The organism is Caenispirillum bisanense, assembly GCF_900230255.1.
GTDB lineage: Bacteria > Pseudomonadota > Alphaproteobacteria > Rhodospirillales > Rhodospirillaceae > Caenispirillum > Caenispirillum bisanense_A.
In genome coordinates, this window is record NZ_OCNJ01000002.1 from 362,983 (window position 1) to 380,777 (window position 17,795).

Here is a 17,795-nt window from a genome sequence, read left to right on the forward strand (position 1 = left end):
CCCGTTCAGCGCTCGTCGCCGATGGCCGGCCGGTCGGCCATGCCCGCGAGCACTTCGGTGACGTGGCGGCACTTGACCGACTGGCCGAGCCGCTTGGCCTTGCCCGCCATGTTGAGCAGGCAGCCCACTTCGCCCGCCAGCAGGGTGCCGGCGCCAGTGGTGTCGATGTCGGTCACCTTGTCGGTGACCATGCGGTCGGAAATCTCGCCGTACTTGACGCAGAAGGTGCCGCCGAAGCCGCAGCATTCCTCGGGCCGCTGCATCTCCACCAGGTCCAGCCCCGCGACCTTGGACAACAGCGCCCGCGGCTGCGCCTTGATGCCGAGCTGGCGCAGGCCGGAACAGCTGTCGTGATAGGTGACGGTGTCGGAATAGGTCGCCTCGATGCCGTCCCAGCCCATGACGTCGGTGAGGAAGCTGGTGATCTCGAAGGTCTTGGCGGCCAGCTGCTCGGCCTTGGGGCCGTAGACCGGGTCGCCCTGGAAGACGTCGGGGTAGTAGCGAATCATGCCGGCGCAGGAGCCCGAGGGCACCACCACGTAGTCGAACCCGAGGAAGGCGTCGATGAGGGGGCGGGCGACGCGCTGGGCATCCTCGCGGTCGCCGGTGTTCCAGGCCGGCTGGCCGCAGCAGGTCTGGCTGTCCGGCACGGTGACGCGGCAGCCCGCCTTCTCCAGCAGCGACAGCGTGGCGAAGCCGACGGTCGGGCGGTAGACGTCGACCAGACAGGTGACGAACAGCCCGACGTGCGGCTGCGCAGGGCGCGCGGCGGCGGCGGTGGAAGACGACGGGGCGGCGGCGGTCGGCTCGGACATGCGCGGGGTCAACCCTTGTGCTCGTGATCGGTTCGGCGGGTCCGCCCGCCGAGTCGCCCAAGGATGCGGTGTCGCGCGGTCCCTGACAAGAAGACTCAGGACCCCGCCGCCCGGGGCAGCAGAACGTAGTAACGGCCGGGGCTCTTCATGCGGCCCGCCTGGGCGAGCGCCGCCTCGCCGGTGCCCCAGAAGAAGTCGCCGCGCACCTGCCCCTTGATGGCCGAGCCGACGTCCTGCGCCACCATCAGGCGCTGCAGCGGCCGGCCGTCGGGGTCGACGGCGTCCAGCCACAGCGGCGCGCCGAGCGGCACGAAGCGCGTGTCGACCGCCATGGAGCGGGCCGGCGTCAGCGCCACGCCCTGGGCGCCGATGGGACCGTTTCCGTCAATCTTACGGAAGAAGATGTAGCGCGGATTTTGCCGCATGTAGTCGTCGGCCACCTGCGGGTTGGCCTTCAGCCACGCCCGGATGTCCTGCATGGAGCCCTGGCCGGGCGCCAGCACGCCGGCGTCCTTCAGGATCTTGCCGATGCCGACGAACTTCCAGCCGTTGTTGCCGGCATAGCCGACGCGGGTGGTGGTGCCGTCGGGCAGCACGACGCGGCCCGAGCCCTGGACGTGCAGCACGTGCAGGTCGACGGCGTCGTCGGTCCACATGACCACCGGCGCGGTGGCGGCGACGGCGCCCGTCTCGATGGCGGCGCGGTCGTGGTAGCGCACCAGCTTGCCGCCGTCGACGCGGCCGACCAGGGTCTGATTGGGCAGCGCCTCGTCGAAGCTGCGCAGGTTGACCGACACGAGGTCGGACGGCACGCCGTAGACCGGATGCTGATAGGCGCCCTGGCGCACCGGCGAGCCACGCAGTTCGGCCTCGTAGTAGCCGGTGAAGGTGCCCTCGCGGCTGCCGGTGCCGGCGTCGGCGACGGCATAGGGCACGAAGGCGGTGGTCAGCACCCGGCGCAGGCCGGCGGCGTCGCCCGGCGGCACGGCGGCCACCTGGGCACAGGCGCGCTGCCACGCGGCGGCGCCGGGGAAGACGGCGCGGGCCTCGTCGGTGAGGAACTCGGGGGCGCTCGGGAAGCTGTTGCGCGCCGTCATGCGCTCGCACGAGGCGCGCAGGGCCGGCAGGGCGTCGCGCAGGCCGTCGCTCTGCCACCCGGGCAACTGGGCGAAGGTGGCCGGCGTCAGCGCCGCGCGCGGCACCTGGGGCTCGGCCGGCGGCGGCGGGGCCTGCTCGCCGCAGGCGGCGAGGCCGAGGGCGAGAAGGCCGCACGCGGCGAGGCGGCGGGCGGCCGAAACCAGCGGAAAGGCGCGGCGCATGGCTTGAGAGGTCACTCGGGCGCGGTGGTGGCGACGAGCTGCCAGTTGGGATCGGGATCGCCAGTGTCGCGGGCGAAGGTCCAGACGTCGGTGACGTCCACCGGCGTCTTCTCGTCGCCGTCGACGACGACGCCCGACTGGTCGATCACCAGGTTGATCTGCTCGCTCTGGAACAGCACGGTCACCACGGCGTCGCGGCCACGCATGGCGGCGTCGCGGATCTCGAGCTTCTTGATGCCGAGGATGCGCGTCTCCATGGTCTCGCCGGCCTGCTTGCGCTGGTCGATGGCGGCCGAGAAGTTGGCGAAGACCTCGTCGGCGAGCAGCGGCCGCAGGGCGTCCTTGTCGCCGCGGGCGAAGGCCTCGACGATCATCTCGAAGGCGCCGCGGGCGCCACGCAGGAAGCCGTTGGGCTCGAAGCTGCGGTCGGCGGCGTTGATGTCGCGGATGCCGGCTTCCACCGGCGTGCCGGCATAGGCGCCGAGGTCGAGGTCTTCCTCGGCCGGTGCGGCGGGGCGGCGGCCCGGCAGCTCGATCACGTTGCCGCGATCGTCCGTCGCCGGCGCGGCGCGGCGGCCGGCGGCCAGCCGCTGTTCCGCCTGCTGGCGGCGCAGCTCCTCGTCGCCGGTGCGGCGGCCGAGCACGCTGCGCAGACGCAGGATGAGAAAGCCCGCCACGAGGGCGAGGAAGATGATGTCGACGAACTGGAAACCTTCGCTCATCAGTCGGCTGCCGCTCCACCCCGGGGCTGGACCCGCCCCCCTCGCTACGCTACATGGGTCAGGCGGCGCGGACAAAACATTCCGGCTGCCGGACACGAACAGGGGGCCATTTTCGTTCCCCGTACATAAGCCGTGAGGGGGCAAAGGGCAAGCATGCCACTCGTGATTCTGGGCCTGTTCATCGCGGTTCCGCTGATCGAAATCGCCGTCTTCATCCAGGTGGGCGGTCTGATCGGTCTGTGGCCGACCATCGCCATCGTCATCGCCACCGCCTTCGCCGGCACCGCGCTGCTGCGCCACCAGGGCCTCGCGACCCTGCGGCGGGCGCAGGAATCGCTCAATCGCGGCGAGATGCCGCTGCGCGAAGTGTTCGACGGCGCCTGCCTGCTGGTGGCCGGCGTGCTGCTGCTGACGCCGGGCTTCGTCACCGACGCCACCGGCCTGCTGCTGTTGCTGCCGCCGGTGCGGGCGTGGCTGCGCAAGGTGGTGCTGCCGGCGCTGGTGAAGTCGGGCAACGTGCGCTACTCGGCCACCTTCACCGACGGCGGCGCCGGCGGGCCGCAGGGTCGCCCGGAGGCGCCGCCGCGCCGCCCCTACGAAATCGAGGGCGAGTTCCGCGAGGTCGACCAGGACCCGCCGCCGGCCGACCGCATCGGAGGCGACGCCGACCTGCCGCCGCGTCCCGGCCCGCCGCGCGGCTGATAGGGCCGACTCGGGCGGTTGCCAGTCGCCGGCCGCCGTGCTAGCCCTTGCCGCAACCCATTCTTCCAGGAGTGACCCGATGACCGAAGCGAACGGCGCCAACGGCGCGCAGAACCCCCAGGCCACCGAGCAGGAAGGCCGCGTCGGCATCGCCATCGCCGGCCAGTACATCAAGGACCTGTCCTTCGAAGTGCCGGGCGCGCCGCAGATCTTCAGCCAGATGCAGAAGGCGCCGGAGATCCCCATCAGCGTCGACGTGCAGGTCGCCCAGCTCGGCGGCAACCACTACGAAGTGACCATCCACTTCGACATCAAGGCGACCGTCGGCGACAAGCCGGGCTTCGTCATGGAGCTGGTCTACGGCGCCGTGGTGCAGGCCAACGCGCCGCAGGAACACCTGCACCCGCTGCTGCTGATCGAGGCGCCGCGCCTGATGTTCCCGTTCTGCCGCAACCTCATCGCCGACATCACCCGCGATGGCGGCTTCCCGCCGCTGATGCTGCAGCCCATCGACTTCGTGCAGCTCTACCGCCAGCGCGCCGAAGCCGCCCAGCGCGCCCGCGCCGAAGAGGGCGAAGAGCAGGCGTAAGGCCTGCGCCTTTTCGTACGAGAAAGGGCCGGCGGCGGGGGAACCCGCCGCCGGCCCTTTCCTGTTCAGCCGTTGCGTCAGCCGCTGCCGCTTCCCCCGCCCAGGAACACCTGCGCCGCCACGGCGACCGCCACCACGGCGGTCAGGCCGGCCGCCACCGGCACCTTGTGGCGGTGCCACAGGTCGAGCGCCCGCTGGCCGAACAGCTTCACCAGCAGCGCCAGTCCGAAGTAGCGGATGCCGCGGGCGAGCCCCGTCGCCAGCAGGAACATCGGCAGGGAGTACTTCATGGCTCCCGCCGCCAGCATGGCCACCTGGAAGGGCACCGGCGTCACGCCGATGGCGAGCACGGCCCAGAAGCCGTTGCTGGAGAACCACTCCCGCGTGCTCTCGAACTGCTGCTGCCAGCCCAGGGTCTCGATCAGCCACGTGCCGGCCGAGGCGTAGAGGAAGTAGCCGATGGCGTAGCCGAAGGCGGCGCCGATCACCGAGCCCAGCGTCGTGACGAAGGCGATGCGCCACAGAATGTCCTGCCGCGCCAGCATGTAGGGGATCAGCACGATCTCGATGGCGAAGGGCAGCACCGTGCTTTCCAGGACCGAAAGAACGCCGATCATCCATAGGCCGGAGCGGCTCTGGGCCAGGCGTTTGGCGCACTGCCTCGGATGGCTGAGGGCGCAGCGGAGCTGGCCGGGCGGGGCGTCGTCGGTCTCGGTCATGCGGCTTCAACGCCTGCAGCCGCTTGTGCGTTGGGTGGGGCATGACGCTGCCCGACACCCCTGCCCGCCGCATCGAACCGGAGCCCGACCCGCCTTTGCTGGAGCCGGGCGAGACCTGCTGGCGGCTCGCCGAGACCCGCCGGTTCGGCGTCATCGTCGACTGCGAGGACTACTTCGCCGCCTTCCGTCAGGCCTGCCTGGAGGCGCGGCGGCGCATCTTCCTCATCGGCTGGGACTTCGACACCCGTATCCGCCTGCTGACGAAGAACCCGCGCGACGGCTGGCCGGTGAAGGTCGGGCCGTTCCTGTCGGAACTGGTGCGCCGGCGGCCGGAGCTGGAGCTGTTCATCCTCAAGTGGGACGTCGCCTTCTTCACCATGATCCGGCAGAACCCGTGGCCGATCCGCGCCATCAAGTGGAAGCTGCACGACCGCGTCCACTTCAAGCTGGACGGCGAGCATCCCTTCGGATCGTGCCACCACCAGAAGATCGTCTGCATCGACGACCGGCTGGCGCTGACCGGCGCCATAGACATCACCCGCGAGCGCTGGGACACGCGCGCCCACCGCGACAACGACCACCACCGCATCACCCCCGGCGGCCGCCGCTACATGCCGCACCACGACGTCGCCCTGGCGCTGGATGGCGACGCGGCCGGCACCCTCGGGCAGCTGTGCCGCGACCGCTGGCGCCGCGCCACGGGCGAACATCTGGAGCCGGTGGATCCGCCGGCGTCCGACGAGGACGAGGTGGCGTGGCCGGCTGCGGCGCCGTGCGACGGCCACGCCTTGCAGGTCGGCATCGCCCGCACCCTGCCGCCCTTCGAGGACCAGCCGGGCATCTTCGAGATCGAGAAGCTGTACCTGCGCGCCGTCCGCAAGGCGCGCCGGCTGATCTACCTGGAGAACCAGTATTTCGCCAGCCGCGCCGTGGTGCGCGCCCTGGTCGAGCGCCTGCGCGAGCCCGACCCGCCCGAGGTGGTGGTGGTCAATCCCAAGGAGGCGGCCGGTTGGCTGGAGCAGTCCACCATGGACACCGCCCGCATCCGCGCCGTCGCCGCCTGCCGCGCCGCCGACCACTGCGGTCGCTTCCGCATCTACTGCCCGGTGACCAGGAAGGGCCGGCCCATCTACGTCCACGCCAAGGTGACCATCGTCGACGACCTGTTCCTGAAGATCGGCTCGGCGAACATCAACAATCGCTCGCTCGGCTTCGACAGCGAGTGCGACGTGGCGGTGGCGCCGCGGCCGGAGGAGGACGGGACGCGCGCCATGATCCGCGGCCGCATGCTCGACCTGCTGGCCGAGCACCTGGACGTGGACGAAGCCGCCCTGCGCAGCCGCATCGACGCCGAGGACGGCCGCATCATCCCCGCCATCGAAAGCCTGCGCACCGAACGCGGCCGCACGCTGGTGCCGCTGGAGGTCGAGACGCCGGAGGATATGGACGGCTTCGATGAGTTCGTCGTCGACAGCCAGCTCGCCGACCCGGAGCGCCCGGAAAAGCCCTGGCGCCGCCTGCGTGCCAAGGCGAGGGGCCTGCTGACGCTGAGGTGGTGAGGGAGGGGGCGGGCGCTCTTGCGGATGTCCCCTCGTGAGTGTCATGCGCGGACTTGATCCGCGCATCCACGGCTCCCCTGTCGGCTGCCGTGGAGGGCGGTGCCAACGGCCGCCGGCGTGCACGCCGTGGATGGCCGGGTCGAGCCCGGCCATGACAGTTTATGCGGCTGTTTCAGGCCTAAACCCTTGTCATGCGCGGACTTGATCCGCGCATCCACGGCTCCCCTGGCGGGCGCCGTGGAGGGCGGTGCCAACGGCCGCCGCCGTGCACGCCGTAGATGGCCGGGTCGAGCCCGGCCATGACACCATCACCCGCCCTCCGCCGCCCCTTAGCCCACCGTGTGCCCCGCGGCCCGCCAGGCGTCGGCGGCGGCGGTGGCGTTTTCCTGTTTCACCAGGATCCAGTCGGTGTCGAAGGTCGACAGGACGAACAGCCCCACCCCCGCCTCCGCCAGCGGGCGCGCCAGGTCGGCGACGACGCCCGTCACGTCGAAGGCAAAGGGGCCCTGCACCTCGAACACCGCCCACGGACCGTCCACCCGCAGGCCCTCCGTCGGCGGGGCGGCCGCGGCGGCAGTGTGGTCGCAGACGATGGACAGTTCCGCCGGCGTCCTGGTGACGCTGGCGAACAGGCCGGCGCGGGCCCAGGCGGGCTCGGCTGCGTCCGGCGGCAGGCGGCAGACGGCGAGCGCCACCGGCCGGCGGGTGAGGGTGAAGCGGCGGCTCATGGGGCGGTCTCCGGGCAGGGGGCTCCGGTCAGGCGGCGCGGCCGGCGACGACGGCGATCAGGCGCTCCACGTCGGCCATGTCGGTGTTCCAGGCGCAGACCATGCGCACTGCATCCGTGCCCAGATCGGGCCAGGGGATGACCACGAAGCCCGCATCCTTCACCCGCGCCTGGGTGGCCGGCGGCAGGTGGGCGAAGATCTCGTTGGCCTGCACCGGGTGGGCGAGATCGACGCAGGCGGCGCTCAGGCCCTCGGCCAGGCGGCGGGCGCAGGCGTTGGCGTGGCGGGCGTTGGCGAGCCACAGGTCGTCGGCGAGATAAGCCTCCAACTGCGCCGACACGAAGCGCATCTTGGAGAACAGGTGTCCGGCGCGCTTGCGGCGATAGACGAAGTCGCGGGCCAGCGCCGGGTCGAAGAACACCACCGCCTCCGCCGCCCAGCAGCCGTTCTTGGTGGCGCCGAAGGACAGCATGTCGACGCCCGCCTTCCACGTCACCTCCGCCGGCGGCACGTCGAGGGCGGCGACGGCATTGCCGAAGCGGGCGCCGTCCATGTGCAGCGGCAGGCCGTTGCGGCGGCAGCACTCGGCGATGGCGGCGACCTCGGCGACGGAATAGACGGTGCCCGCCTCGGTCGCCTGGGTGATGGTGACGGCGGCCGGCTGCACGCGGTGGACGTCGCGGACGCCGGCGTGGTCGATGGCGGCCTGGATGGTCTGCGGCGTCAGCTTGCCGTCCGTACCCGCCAGCGGCACCAGCTTGGCGCCGCCGGTGAACATTTCGGGCGCGCCGCATTCGTCCACATGGACATGGGCGTCGGCGTGGCACAGCACGCTGCCGTAGGGCGGCACCACGGTGGCCAGCGCCAGCGCGTTGGCGGCGGTGCCGGTGGCGACGGGGAAGGCGAGCAGGTCGGGCTTCTCGAAGACCTCGCGCAGGCGGTCCTGCACCCGGGCGGTCCAGTCGTCGCCGCCGTAGGGCGTGGCCGATCCCGCGGCGGCGGCACTCAGCGCCTCCATCACCTTGGGGTGCGCGCCGGTGACGTTGTCGCTGCCGAAATTGCTCACCGCTGTCCTCCGCTTCCTGGCCTTTGGTACGAGCCGCTTGAACGCTCGTAAAATCTTGACACTTCTTCGTGCATGGCGGGAAACTATGCCGCCTCGACCGGGTTTCACAACCCGAATCACCAAACAAGGGAGTCGGCAACTACGTGAGCGACGTGAGCTTGGCCAAGGCCCCCGCCGGGGACGCGGCGCCGACCCTCCAGGTGCTCGACATCCACAAGCGGTATGGCGGGTTGGAGGTGCTGAAGGGGATCTCGCTCGAGGCACGCGACGGCGACGTGATCTCCATCATCGGATCGTCCGGGTCCGGCAAGAGCACCTTCCTGCGCTGCATCAACTTCCTCGAAACCCCCGACGCCGGCGCGGTGAAGATCGGCGGCGAGGAAATCCGCGTGCGCCAGGACCGCAAGGGCAATCCGCGCATCGCCAGCCACCGCCAGATCGAGCGGCTGCGCGCCCGCGTCGGCATGGTGTTCCAGAGCTTCAACCTGTGGCCGCACCTGACCGTGCTGCAGAACGTGATGGAAGCGCCGGTCCACGTGCTCGGCCAGAACAAGGCCGAGGTGCGCGAGCGGGCGGAGGCCCTGCTCGCCAAGGTCGGCCTCGCCGAGCGCCGCGACTACTACCCCAACCACCTGTCGGGCGGCCAGCAGCAGCGCGCCGCCATCGCCCGCGCCCTGTGCATGGAGCCGCAGGTGATCCTGTTCGACGAGCCGACCTCGGCCCTCGACCCGGAACTGGTGGTGGAAGTGCTCGGCGTCATCCGCAATCTGGCGGAGGAAGGGCGCACCATGCTCATCGTCACCCACGAAATGGCCTTCGCCCGCGACGTCTCCAGCCAGGTGATGTTCCTCCACCAGGGCCGCACCGAGGAGCAGGGGCCGCCGTCCAAGCTGTTCACCGACCCCGACAGCCAGCGGCTGCGCCAGTTCCTGGCCAGCCACCTGCACTGAGCCGTCGGCAAGCAAGACGAACCGATCTGGCCCCGCCGCCTGGGGCCGCAACAGGGAGCACATCATGAGCTTCAAGAAGACCCTCGCCGCCACCGCCGCCGCGGTCGTGATCGCCGCCGCCTCGGCCTCCTCGGCCTGGGCGGCCGACAAGATCCGCATCGCGACGGAGGGCGCCTTCCCGCCGTTCAACACCATCGACGAGTCGGGCAAGCTCGGCGGCTTCGACGTCGACGTCGCCAACGCGCTGTGCGCCGAGATGAAGGCCGAGTGCGAGATCGTGGCGCAGGATTGGGACGGCATCATCCCCGGCCTGCTCGCCAAGAAGTACGACGCCATCATCGCCAGCATGTCGATCACCGACGAGCGCAAGAAGGCCGTCGACTTCACCGACAAGTATTACAGCAACAAGCTGCAGTACGTCGCCCCCAAGGGCAAGGAGTTCGACACCTCCGCCGCCGCGCTGAAGGGCAAGACCATCGGTGCGCAGCGCGCCACCATCTCCGCCCAGTGGCTGGAAGAGAACGTGCCGGGCGTCGACATCAAGCTGTACGGCACCCAGGAAGAGGCCTTCCTCGACCTCGCCTCGGGCCGCCTCGACGGCGTGCTGAACGACGTCTACGTCACCTACGACTGGCTGCAGACCGACGACGGCGCCAAGTTCGAGTTCAAGGGCCAGCCGGTCTACGACGACGACGAGATCGGCATCGCCATCCGCAAGGGTGACGACGAACTGCGCGAGAAGATGAACAAGGCGCTGGCCGCCATCCGCGAGAACGGCACCTACGCCGAGATCAACAAGAAGTACTTCCCGTTCGACATCTATTGATCGGGTGACGACGCGCGCGGGCGGCGGGTGCGGCAACGCGCCGGCCGCCCGTCGCCATTGGCCCGCGGCCTCGTCCGCGGGCGACGGGCAGGGGGAACGGTGAAGCCATGTTGCAGGGGTTCCTGCCGCAGTTGCTGTCGGGGCTGTGGGTGACGGTGCAGTTGGCGCTCGGCGCCGTCTGCGTCGGGCTGGTGCTCGGCATCGCCGGCGCGGCCATGAAACTGTCGCCGCTCGCGCCCGTGCGCTGGGTGGCGGAAACCTACACGGCCATCTTCCGCGGCCTGCCCGAGCTGCTCACCGTCCTGCTGGTCTATTTCGGCGGCACGGTGCTGATGACGGCCATCATCGGCGACTATTTCGAGGTCTCGGCCTACGGTGCCGGCGTCGCCGCCCTCGGCATCACCTTCGGCGCCTATGCGACGGAAGTGTTCCGCGGCGCCATCCTCGCCGTGCCCAAGGGGCAGGTGGAGGCGGCGCACGCCTTCGGCATGAGCAAGCTGCTGGCCTTCCGCCGCGTCGTGCTGCCGCAGGTGTGGCGCATCGCCCTGCCGGGCCTCGGCAATCTGTTCCTGGTGCTGCTGAAGGACACCGCATTGGTGTCGGTGGTGGGCCTGGAAGACCTCATGCGCGAAGCCGACATCGCCTCGCGCTACACCAAGGAACCGTTCACCTTCTACATGGCGGCTGCCTTCCTGTACCTCGGGCTGACGGTGGTCACCATGGCGGTCCTGCACGTGCTGGAAACCCGCGCCAACCGCGGCCAGCGCCGCGCCGCCGGCTGAGGGGAGGGCCGCACCCATGGACATGCAGGTCTTCCTCGCCGCCTTCCCCGAGCTGATGAAGGGCGCTTGGCTGACGCTCCAGCTGGTCGGCGTCGCCATCGTCATCGGCTTCGCCATCGCCTTGCCGGTGGCGTTGCTGCGGGTCAGCGCCAACCCGCTGGTGCGGGCGGTGCCGTTTGCCTACATCTTCTTCTTCCGCGGCACGCCGCTGCTGGTGCAGATCTTCCTGGTCTACTACGGCCTGTCGCAGTTCGAGGCGGTGCGCGAGAGTTTCCTGTGGCCGGTGCTGCGCGAGGCCTATTGGTGCGCCATCATCGCCTTCTCGCTGAACACCGCGGCCTATTCGGCCGAGATCCTGCGCGGCGCCATCCAGGCGGTGCCCCACGGCGAGGTCGAGGCCGCCCGGGCGCTCGGCATGAGCCGGGCGCTGGCCTACCGCCGGGTGATCCTGCCGCGCGCCTTCCGCATCTGCCTGCCGGCCTACGGCAACGAAGTGATCCTGATGATCAAGTCGAGCGCGCTGGCCTCGACCATCACCCTGCTCGACCTGACGGGCATGGCCCGCAAGATCATCGCCGTCACCTACCAGCCCATCGAGACCTTCGCGGCGGCGGGCGTGATCTACCTGGTGATGATCTTCCTGTTCGCCCTGTTCCTGCGCTGGCTGGAGGGCAAGCTGCACGCCAACCGCAAGCCGGCCCCGGGCATGCCGAACTGAGGCGCCGGCGGCGCCGTCGCCGACGCGCCGCCGGTCGTGCGATCCGATGCAAAAGGGGCGGCCCGTGGGCCGCCCCTTCGTTCGTCCGGTCTGCGGATCGGTCAGCTGCCGATCTCGCCGCCGCCGATCTTGGTGATGGCGACCACCGCCGGGCGCGGCGGCATGCCGTCCTTGAAGTCCGGCCAGCGGGTGGTCGGGGTGTCGAAGGTCGAGCCCTTCTCGTCGCCCGGGTGCTGCACGGCGACGAACAGGGTGGTGCTGTCGGGCGTGAAGCAGGGGCCGCACATCTCGGCACCCACCGGGGTGCGGAAGAAGTGGCGGGTCAGGGCGCGGCCGTGGCCTTCCACGTCGGCCGCCCACACGCCGTCGGCGAGGCCGGCTTTCGGCGCGCCGTCGGTGGTGATCCAGATGCGGCCCTGCTTGTCGAAGGCCATGTTGTCCGGGCAGGACAGCCAGCCGTTGGCGGTGACACCCTCGGCGTACTGGGCGCCGTGGGCGGCGTCCGCCGGGTTGCCGGCGAGCAGGAAGATCTCCCAGGTGAAGTCCTGGGCGGCGTGGTTCTTGGCGCGGCCGCGGTCGCCCGGCGGGATCATCTCGATGACGTGGCCGTGCTCGTTGGCGGGACGCGGGTTGGCCTTGTCGACCTGGGCGTCCTTGCGCTTGGTGTTGTTGGTCAGGTTGGCGAAGACCGTGCCGGTGACCGGGTTCGGCTCGACGTCTTCCGGGCGGTCCATGGGGGTGGCGCCCAGCAGGTCGGCGGCGCGGCGGGTCTCGATGAGAACGTCGGCCTGGCTGTCGAAGCCGTTCTCGGCGGTCAGCGGGCCGGTGCCGTGGACCAGCGGCAGCCACAGGAGCGAGCCGTCGGCCTCCAGCTTGGCGACGAACAGGGTGCCGTCGTCGAGCAGCGCCGAGTTGGCGGCGCGGTCGTTGCTCACCTTGCCGTTGGAGACGAACTTGTAGATGTACTCGAAGCGCTCGTCGTCGCCGGTGTAGACGATGAGGCGGCCGTCGTTGTTGACGATGGTGGTCGCGCCTTCGTGCTTCATGCGGCCGAGGGCGGTGCGCTTCTTCGGCATGGAGGTCGGGTCGTACGGGTCGAACTCGACCATCCAGCCGAAGCGGTTGGCCTCGTTCGGCACCTTGTCCAGGTCGAAGCGGTCGTGGAAATTGGCCCAGCCGTACCACGGCTCGTCGGTGATGCCGTAACGGGCGTAGTTGCGGGCTTCGGGGTGGACGTTCAGCTTCACCTTCTTGCCGGCTTCGATCTTGCCCTTGGTGAGCTTCTCGACCTCGGCGACGGTGACCGCGCGGCCGGCCTTCTCCGACAGCGCCTTGGCGATGGACTCGGCGGTGTCGCCGTCCTTCACCTCGTGCACGGCCTGGATCTTGCCGGTGAAGTAGCCGTGGAAGTTTTCTTCGGCGATCAGCACGGTGCCCCAGGGCGTCTCGCCGCCGGCGCAGTTGTTGACGGTGCCGACGACCTTGCGGCCCGACGGATCGGCGGCGGTCTGCAGGCGGGCGTGCCCGGCGGCGGGGCCGGTCAGTTCCATCTCGGTGTCGGAGGTGGTGATGCGGCGGGCGTACTTGCTGCCGTCGACCACGTTCCAGCCGTCGGCGCCCTTCTTGACCTCGATGACCGAATGGCCGTGCGCGGCCATTTCGATGTCGATCATCTCCTTGGTCTGGGCGGCGATGTCGTCCGGGCCGATGCCTTTGAACATCAGCTGGCGGTCGGTGTACTCGTGGTTGATGGCGAGCAGGCCGTGGTCCGACGTGGTCGAGCCCTGCGGCAGCGGGAAGTAGCCGATGTAGTCGTTGTTGTAGCCGAACTGCTTGGCCTGGGCGGCGGCGGTCTGGGCGTCGACGTCGAAGGCGGGCGCATCGGCCAGCACCTTGTCGCCCCAGCCGATCAGCACCTTGGCGTCGTAGCCTTCGGCGACGTGCATGGTTTCGTCGTAGCCGTGCGGCAGTTCCTTGAACGCCAGCGTCGAGGCCTGCGTGGCGGCCAGCGCGCCGCGCGACACCGACGCCCCCACCGCACCGCCGACGGCGGTCATGGCGGCGGCCACCGACAGGCCCTTCAGGGCGGCGCGGCGGCTGAAGCGGGTGGCGATCAGGTCGCCGATGGTGGGGACGGCCGGCTCGTTGACGCCGGCGTCCTCGCTGAGGTCGTAGGCGCGGCCCGACTTGATCTCGGTGGTGTCGCTCATAGGGGTGTCCGATCCTGGGCTGAGGAGGAAATCGGACTGAACTTTAGGGCGATCGTCGGGTTTTTCCCGTGAATGTTCGATGGCGCGGCGGTTGCAGAAATGTTGCGCGCCAACCCTTTGGACAGGCTCAGTTCTTGTCCTCGCCGAGGGACATGATGCCGACGCCCATCCCGACCGATCCGAAGGTCACGAACAGGCCGAAGAACAGCAGGATCAGGAACAGCACCGTGTCCTCGCTGGCCATCACCAGGGTGCGGATGCCGCCCAGGTCGGTGGCGAGCAGCAGCCCGCCGAACAGGAAGCCGCCGAAGGTTCCGTACAGCAGGTGCTTGAGCAGGAAATCGAGCACGTGGCGCTCGTGCGGCTTCAGGGGCATGGCGGCATCCTCGGGACGGTGGGGCGCGCGTCAGCCTGCCGCCGCGGGCGCCCCGGAGTCATTGCGAACGATCAGTCCTCGTGCCAGCTCGACGCCGAGCCGGTGGTGGCGTCGAAGCTGCCGTCGGTTTCCGGCGGGGCGCCGAGGGCGGTCATCAGCGCGCTCACCCGCGCCACCGCCGAGGCCGCCGCCGCCGGATCGGGCGAGCGGCAGACGATGGAGGTGCCGATGCGGGTGCCGCGCACGAAGGGGTAGCTGCCGATCTCGACGCTCGGGTAAGCCTCCTGCACGACGCCGAGGCCCTCGGCGAGGTCGCCTTCGCGGATATAGGCCGTCACCGCCAGGCTGTGAACCGGCGCGCCGCCGGCCAGGCCGTGCTTCACCGAATCGAGCATGGCGGCGGCGATGCGCGGCACGCCGGCCATGACGTAGACGTTCTCGACGCGGAAGCCCGGCGCGTGGCTGACCGGGTTGTCGATCAGCTCGGCGCCCACGGGGATGCGCGCCATGCGCAGGCGGGCGGCGTTCAGCCCCTCCGCCCCGTAGTGGTCGCGCAGGCGGCGTTCCGCCTCCGGGTCGACCACCACTTCCAGTCCGAAGGCGGCTGCGACGCAGTCGGTGGTGATGTCGTCGTGGGTCGGGCCGATGCCGCCGGTGGTGAAGACGTAGGCATAGCGGGCGCGCAGGGCATTCACCGCCTCGACGATGGCGTCGGCGTCGTCGGCCACCATGCGCACTTCGCGCAGGCGCACGCCGCGCTCGCCGAGGACGGTGGCGAAGGCCTGCACGTTGGCGTCGCGGGTGCGGCCGGACAGCACCTCGTTGCCGATCACCAGCAGGGCGGCGGTGACGACGGTGGGGGAAGCGGCGGACATGGGGGCTCCTGCGTCTGGCGGTGGCGGGGCGGGCGACGGTCGAGGACACTGACAGGATCGCGCGGCGCTGGTATCGTCCAGCCGAATACCCCAAGGGAGTCTTTCGGCGCATGAGCGGGACCGGCCGCGCGGCCTTCGGTGTAGTGTTGGGCACTCTATATGCGCTGAGCGGGGCTGCGACGCCAGAGCCGGCGTGGGCGGCCGCGCCCGAACCGGCGGCCACCCTGCCGGCCGGCGAGGCGGCGGGGACGGTGGCCGCCTCCGAGGTGCGCGAGGCGCAAGGGCTGCTCGCCGAACTGGGCCTGTGGGACGGCGCCCCCGACGGCATCGCCGACGCCGCCTTCGTGCGCGCCGTCGAAGGCTTCCAGCGCCAGAGCGGCCGGACCGCGACGGGCCGGCTCGACGCCGATACCCTCGCGGCCCTGCGCACCCGTGCCGAGGCCATCCGCACCTCCCGCCGGCTCGACGCCGCCCGCGCCGCCGAAACGGCCGAGGCGCAGGCCGCCATCGCCGCCGACCCGCAGCTCGCCGCCCGCCTCGCGCCGCAGCCGGGCGACCTGACCGCCGCCGCCGGGCGCGACCTCGGCCCCTGCCGCGCCGACCCCACCGCCGCCTGCCTGCTGACCGAGGCGGCCGAAAGCGCCAAGGGCATCGTCGACCCCGAGCTGCGCGACTGGGTGCTGGGCGAGATCGCCGTCGGTCTCGCCGCCGCGGCGGGTGTCGAGTCCGTGTGGCCGGTGCTGCGTCTGACGGTGGACCCGCGCGCCGCCTTCACCGGCCTGCGGCGGGTGGCGACGGCCCGCGCCGCCGCCGGCGACGCCGAGGCCGCCCTGGCATTGGCCGCCGCCGCACGGGCGTTGCCGCGGGAAGCCCTGCGCAGCCATGCCGAGGTGGCCGAGGCCCTGTCGCGCCTGACGCCGCCGCCGCTCGATGCGGTGCGGCAGGCGGAAACCGCCGCCGAGGTGCTGCTGCCGCAGGTGGCCGATGCCGGCGATCGTCGGGCCGCCCTCGCGACGCTGGCCCGCGCCGCCCGCGCGCGCGGCGATGGCGATGCCGCCGCCGAGCGCCTGAACCGGGCCGACGCCCTCGACCTGGGCGCCGATCAGGCCGCCCTGGTGGCGGCGGCCTGGGCGGAGGCCGGGCATCCGGCGCGTGCCGAGGCCCTGCTGGCGGCCCTGCCCGACGCCGCCGAACGCACGCCGGTGCTGGTGGAACTGGCCGCCGCCCACGCCCGCGCCGGCTCGGCCACCGCCGCCCTGCAGGCGGCCCGCGCCGTGCCGGAGCCGCGCTATCGGGCGGTCGCGCTGGCCGACGTCGCCGTCGCCCTGAAGCAGCCGGAGGTGATCTCCGACGCCGAGGCGGTGGCGGCCCAGGTCGAACTGCCCTACGCCACCGCCTTCGCCTGGTCGCGCATCGCCGAGGCCTGGCGCGCGCTCGGCCGCACCGAGGACGCCGCCGCCGCCGCCCGCCGCATCGGCGACGACGCCCTGCGGGTGGAGGCGCTCTACCGCCTCGCCGCCGCCACCGACACCCCCGCGCCGACGGCGACCACCCTGGCCGCCGAGGCCGAGACCCTGCGCGGCGGCATGCTCGACCGGGTGGCGCGGGTGCGCCTGGCGGCCCAGCGGGCGGAGCAGCTGGCGACCGCCGGCAGTGCCGAGGCCGGGCTGGCGGTGCGGGCGACGGTGGACGACGCGCTCGCGGTGCGCAATCCGTGGAACCGCGCCCGCGCGCTGGTGGCCGCGGCACGGGCCACGGCCGCCGCCGACCGGCATGGCGTGACGGTACCGCCGAGCAACCGCTGACAAGGCTCCGCCGCGCCTGTATTCTCGCCGTCGCCTGCCGCCGCATCGCAACAGAAGCCGGGGATTTCATGCAGCTGCCCGTGGTCGAGACCGTCGCCGAGGCCTATCACGCCGTGTGGCGCCACCGCCGGGCGCTGGCCCATCTGGCCGCCGTGCCCATTGCCGCCGTGCTGGTGGTCGGCATCGGCGAACACCTGCTGACCGACGGCCCATCCACCGACCTGCCGACCACCGGCGGCGACGGCGAGGGTGTGGGCGAGGGGGCCGGCACCGACGAGGGCGGCGCCCCCGCCGGCGGCGGACCGGGGCTGCTCGGCATCGCCTACCTGCTGGCGTCGCTGCCGTTCCTGATGTCGTGGTATCGCCTGATCGTCGAGGGGCCGCAGGCGGTGGCGGGGCGTCCGCCCATCGCCTTCGGCCGGCTGGAGGGGCGGTTCCTCCTGTGGGTGGTGCTGCTCGGCCTGGTGCTGGCGGTGCCCATGGTGATCGCCGGCACGCTCGCCATTCCCTTCATGGCCGGCGACGTCTCCGGCCACGAGCTGCCCATCCTGCCGCTGCTGCTGGCGGTGTTCTTCTTCCTGCTGCTGGTGCTGGCGAGCCTGCGCCTCAGCCTCATCTTCCCCGCCGTTGCGGTGGAGGAACCGGCGTCCTTCCCGCGGGCGTGGGAGATGACCAAGGGCAACTCCTTCCGCATCGCCGTGGCGGCGGTGCTGGTGCACGTGCCGGCCATCCTGTTCGGCGGGATTCTGGAGCTGGCGGCGCTGCGCCTCGGCCTGCCGTTCTCGCTCATGCTGGCGGTGGACCTGGTGATCTCGTTCACCATCATGGCCCTGGGTGCGGCCATGTTCGGCGAGGCTTACCGCCGCCTGCGGTAGAGGGTGCCGCGCCGGCGGCGGAGGGCGCCCCGCCGGCGGGTGCTGTCTTGTGCCATGCCATGGCGGACGGTCGCCAGATCTTGCTGTCGACAATCGACAGTCGCCTAATTTTGCGACTGTTCTCCGCCAGAGGTCGGGTTACCCCGCCGGGTAAATACG

Annotated in this window: 18 protein-coding genes; 9 read left to right on the forward strand and 9 right to left on the reverse strand. The window is 71.3% G+C overall.

The window, feature by feature from the left end; genetic code table 11:
* Positions 1-5: 5 nt before the first annotated feature.
* From CRP50_RS06210 to CRP50_RS06220, 3 genes are all read right to left on the reverse strand, one after another.
* Positions 6-815, reverse strand: coding sequence for a (Fe-S)-binding protein (locus tag CRP50_RS06210; RefSeq protein WP_097278361.1), 810 nt, complete (start codon positions 813-815; stop codon positions 6-8).
* Positions 816-910: 95 nt separating this feature from the next.
* Positions 911-2,134 carry a murein transglycosylase A gene (locus CRP50_RS06215; RefSeq protein WP_097278116.1) on the reverse strand — a complete coding sequence of 408 codons (1,224 nt, stop codon included), beginning with the start codon at positions 2,132-2,134 and terminating at the stop codon, positions 911-913.
* A gap of 11 nt (positions 2,135-2,145) precedes the next feature.
* The gene (locus CRP50_RS06220; protein WP_097278117.1) at positions 2,146-2,856 is read right to left on the reverse strand and encodes a Tim44/TimA family putative adaptor protein; all 711 of its coding nucleotides are present in this window, start codon (positions 2,854-2,856) and stop codon (positions 2,146-2,148) included.
* Between the two features lie 153 nt (positions 2,857-3,009).
* On the opposite strand from CRP50_RS06220, the gene CRP50_RS06225 reads away from it, so the two are divergent.
* Together CRP50_RS06225 and secB are read left to right on the forward strand one after the other, a co-directional pair.
* Positions 3,010-3,558 carry an FxsA family protein gene (locus tag CRP50_RS06225; RefSeq protein WP_097278118.1) on the forward strand — a complete coding sequence of 183 codons (549 nt, stop codon included), beginning with the start codon at positions 3,010-3,012 and terminating at the stop codon, positions 3,556-3,558.
* A gap of 79 nt (positions 3,559-3,637) precedes the next feature.
* On the forward strand, positions 3,638-4,147 hold the full coding sequence (gene secB, locus CRP50_RS06230; protein WP_097278119.1) for a protein-export chaperone SecB: 510 nt from the start codon (positions 3,638-3,640) through the stop codon (positions 4,145-4,147).
* Between the two features lie 77 nt (positions 4,148-4,224).
* On the opposite strand, the gene CRP50_RS06235 is transcribed toward secB, so the two are convergent.
* Complete coding sequence (locus CRP50_RS06235; RefSeq protein WP_097278120.1) at positions 4,225-4,866, reverse strand: YqaA family protein; 642 nt, start codon at positions 4,864-4,866, stop codon at positions 4,225-4,227.
* Positions 4,867-4,907: 41 nt separating this feature from the next.
* Here CRP50_RS06235 and CRP50_RS06240 point away from each other — a divergent pair, with 41 nt between their 5' ends.
* On the forward strand, positions 4,908-6,425 hold the full coding sequence (locus tag CRP50_RS06240) for a phospholipase D-like domain-containing protein (RefSeq protein ID WP_097278121.1): 1,518 nt from the start codon (positions 4,908-4,910) through the stop codon (positions 6,423-6,425).
* A 329-nt stretch (positions 6,426-6,754) separates the two neighbouring features.
* On the opposite strand, the gene CRP50_RS06245 is transcribed toward CRP50_RS06240, so the two are convergent.
* Positions 6,755-7,153 carry an ACT domain-containing protein gene (locus CRP50_RS06245; RefSeq protein ID WP_097278122.1) on the reverse strand — a complete coding sequence of 133 codons (399 nt, stop codon included), beginning with the start codon at positions 7,151-7,153 and terminating at the stop codon, positions 6,755-6,757.
* 28 nt (positions 7,154-7,181) lie between these two features.
* On the reverse strand, positions 7,182-8,219 hold the full coding sequence (locus CRP50_RS06250) for a threonine aldolase family protein (RefSeq protein ID WP_097278123.1): 1,038 nt from the start codon (positions 8,217-8,219) through the stop codon (positions 7,182-7,184).
* Between the two features lie 152 nt (positions 8,220-8,371).
* On the opposite strand from CRP50_RS06250, the gene CRP50_RS06255 reads away from it, so the two are divergent.
* From CRP50_RS06255 to CRP50_RS06270, 4 genes are all read left to right on the forward strand, one after another.
* The gene (locus CRP50_RS06255; protein WP_245913396.1) at positions 8,372-9,169 is read left to right on the forward strand and encodes an ABC transporter ATP-binding protein; all 798 of its coding nucleotides are present in this window, start codon (positions 8,372-8,374) and stop codon (positions 9,167-9,169) included.
* A gap of 64 nt (positions 9,170-9,233) precedes the next feature.
* Positions 9,234-9,995 carry an ABC transporter substrate-binding protein gene (locus CRP50_RS06260; RefSeq protein ID WP_097278124.1) on the forward strand — a complete coding sequence of 254 codons (762 nt, stop codon included), beginning with the start codon at positions 9,234-9,236 and terminating at the stop codon, positions 9,993-9,995.
* A 107-nt stretch (positions 9,996-10,102) separates the two neighbouring features.
* Positions 10,103-10,777, forward strand: a complete 675-nt coding sequence (locus CRP50_RS06265; protein WP_097278125.1) for an ABC transporter permease — start codon at positions 10,103-10,105, stop codon at positions 10,775-10,777.
* 16 nt (positions 10,778-10,793) lie between these two features.
* Positions 10,794-11,495, forward strand: coding sequence for an ABC transporter permease (locus CRP50_RS06270; protein WP_097278126.1), 702 nt, complete (start codon positions 10,794-10,796; stop codon positions 11,493-11,495).
* A 101-nt stretch (positions 11,496-11,596) separates the two neighbouring features.
* Here CRP50_RS06270 and CRP50_RS25975 read toward each other — a convergent pair whose 3' ends face one another.
* From CRP50_RS25975 to CRP50_RS06285, 3 genes are all read right to left on the reverse strand, one after another.
* The gene (locus CRP50_RS25975) at positions 11,597-13,705 is read right to left on the reverse strand and encodes a PhoX family protein (RefSeq protein WP_245913386.1); all 2,109 of its coding nucleotides are present in this window, start codon (positions 13,703-13,705) and stop codon (positions 11,597-11,599) included.
* A 127-nt stretch (positions 13,706-13,832) separates the two neighbouring features.
* Positions 13,833-14,081, reverse strand: a complete 249-nt coding sequence (locus CRP50_RS06280) for a hypothetical protein (RefSeq protein ID WP_097278127.1) — start codon at positions 14,079-14,081, stop codon at positions 13,833-13,835.
* Positions 14,082-14,152: 71 nt separating this feature from the next.
* Positions 14,153-14,956, reverse strand: a complete 804-nt coding sequence (locus tag CRP50_RS06285) for a competence/damage-inducible protein A (protein ID WP_097278128.1) — start codon at positions 14,954-14,956, stop codon at positions 14,153-14,155.
* Positions 14,957-15,066: 110 nt separating this feature from the next.
* On the opposite strand from CRP50_RS06285, the gene CRP50_RS06290 reads away from it, so the two are divergent.
* Both CRP50_RS06290 and CRP50_RS25490 read left to right on the forward strand, forming a co-directional pair.
* A complete protein-coding gene (locus tag CRP50_RS06290) occupies positions 15,067-16,761 on the forward strand; it encodes a peptidoglycan-binding domain-containing protein (RefSeq protein WP_097278129.1) in 1,695 nt (564 codons plus the stop codon).
* A gap of 68 nt (positions 16,762-16,829) precedes the next feature.
* Positions 16,830-17,636: a hypothetical protein gene (locus tag CRP50_RS25490; RefSeq protein WP_097278130.1), complete on the forward strand. Its 807-nt coding sequence runs from the start codon at positions 16,830-16,832 to the stop codon at positions 17,634-17,636.
* The last annotated feature ends 159 nt before the right edge of the window (positions 17,637-17,795 follow it).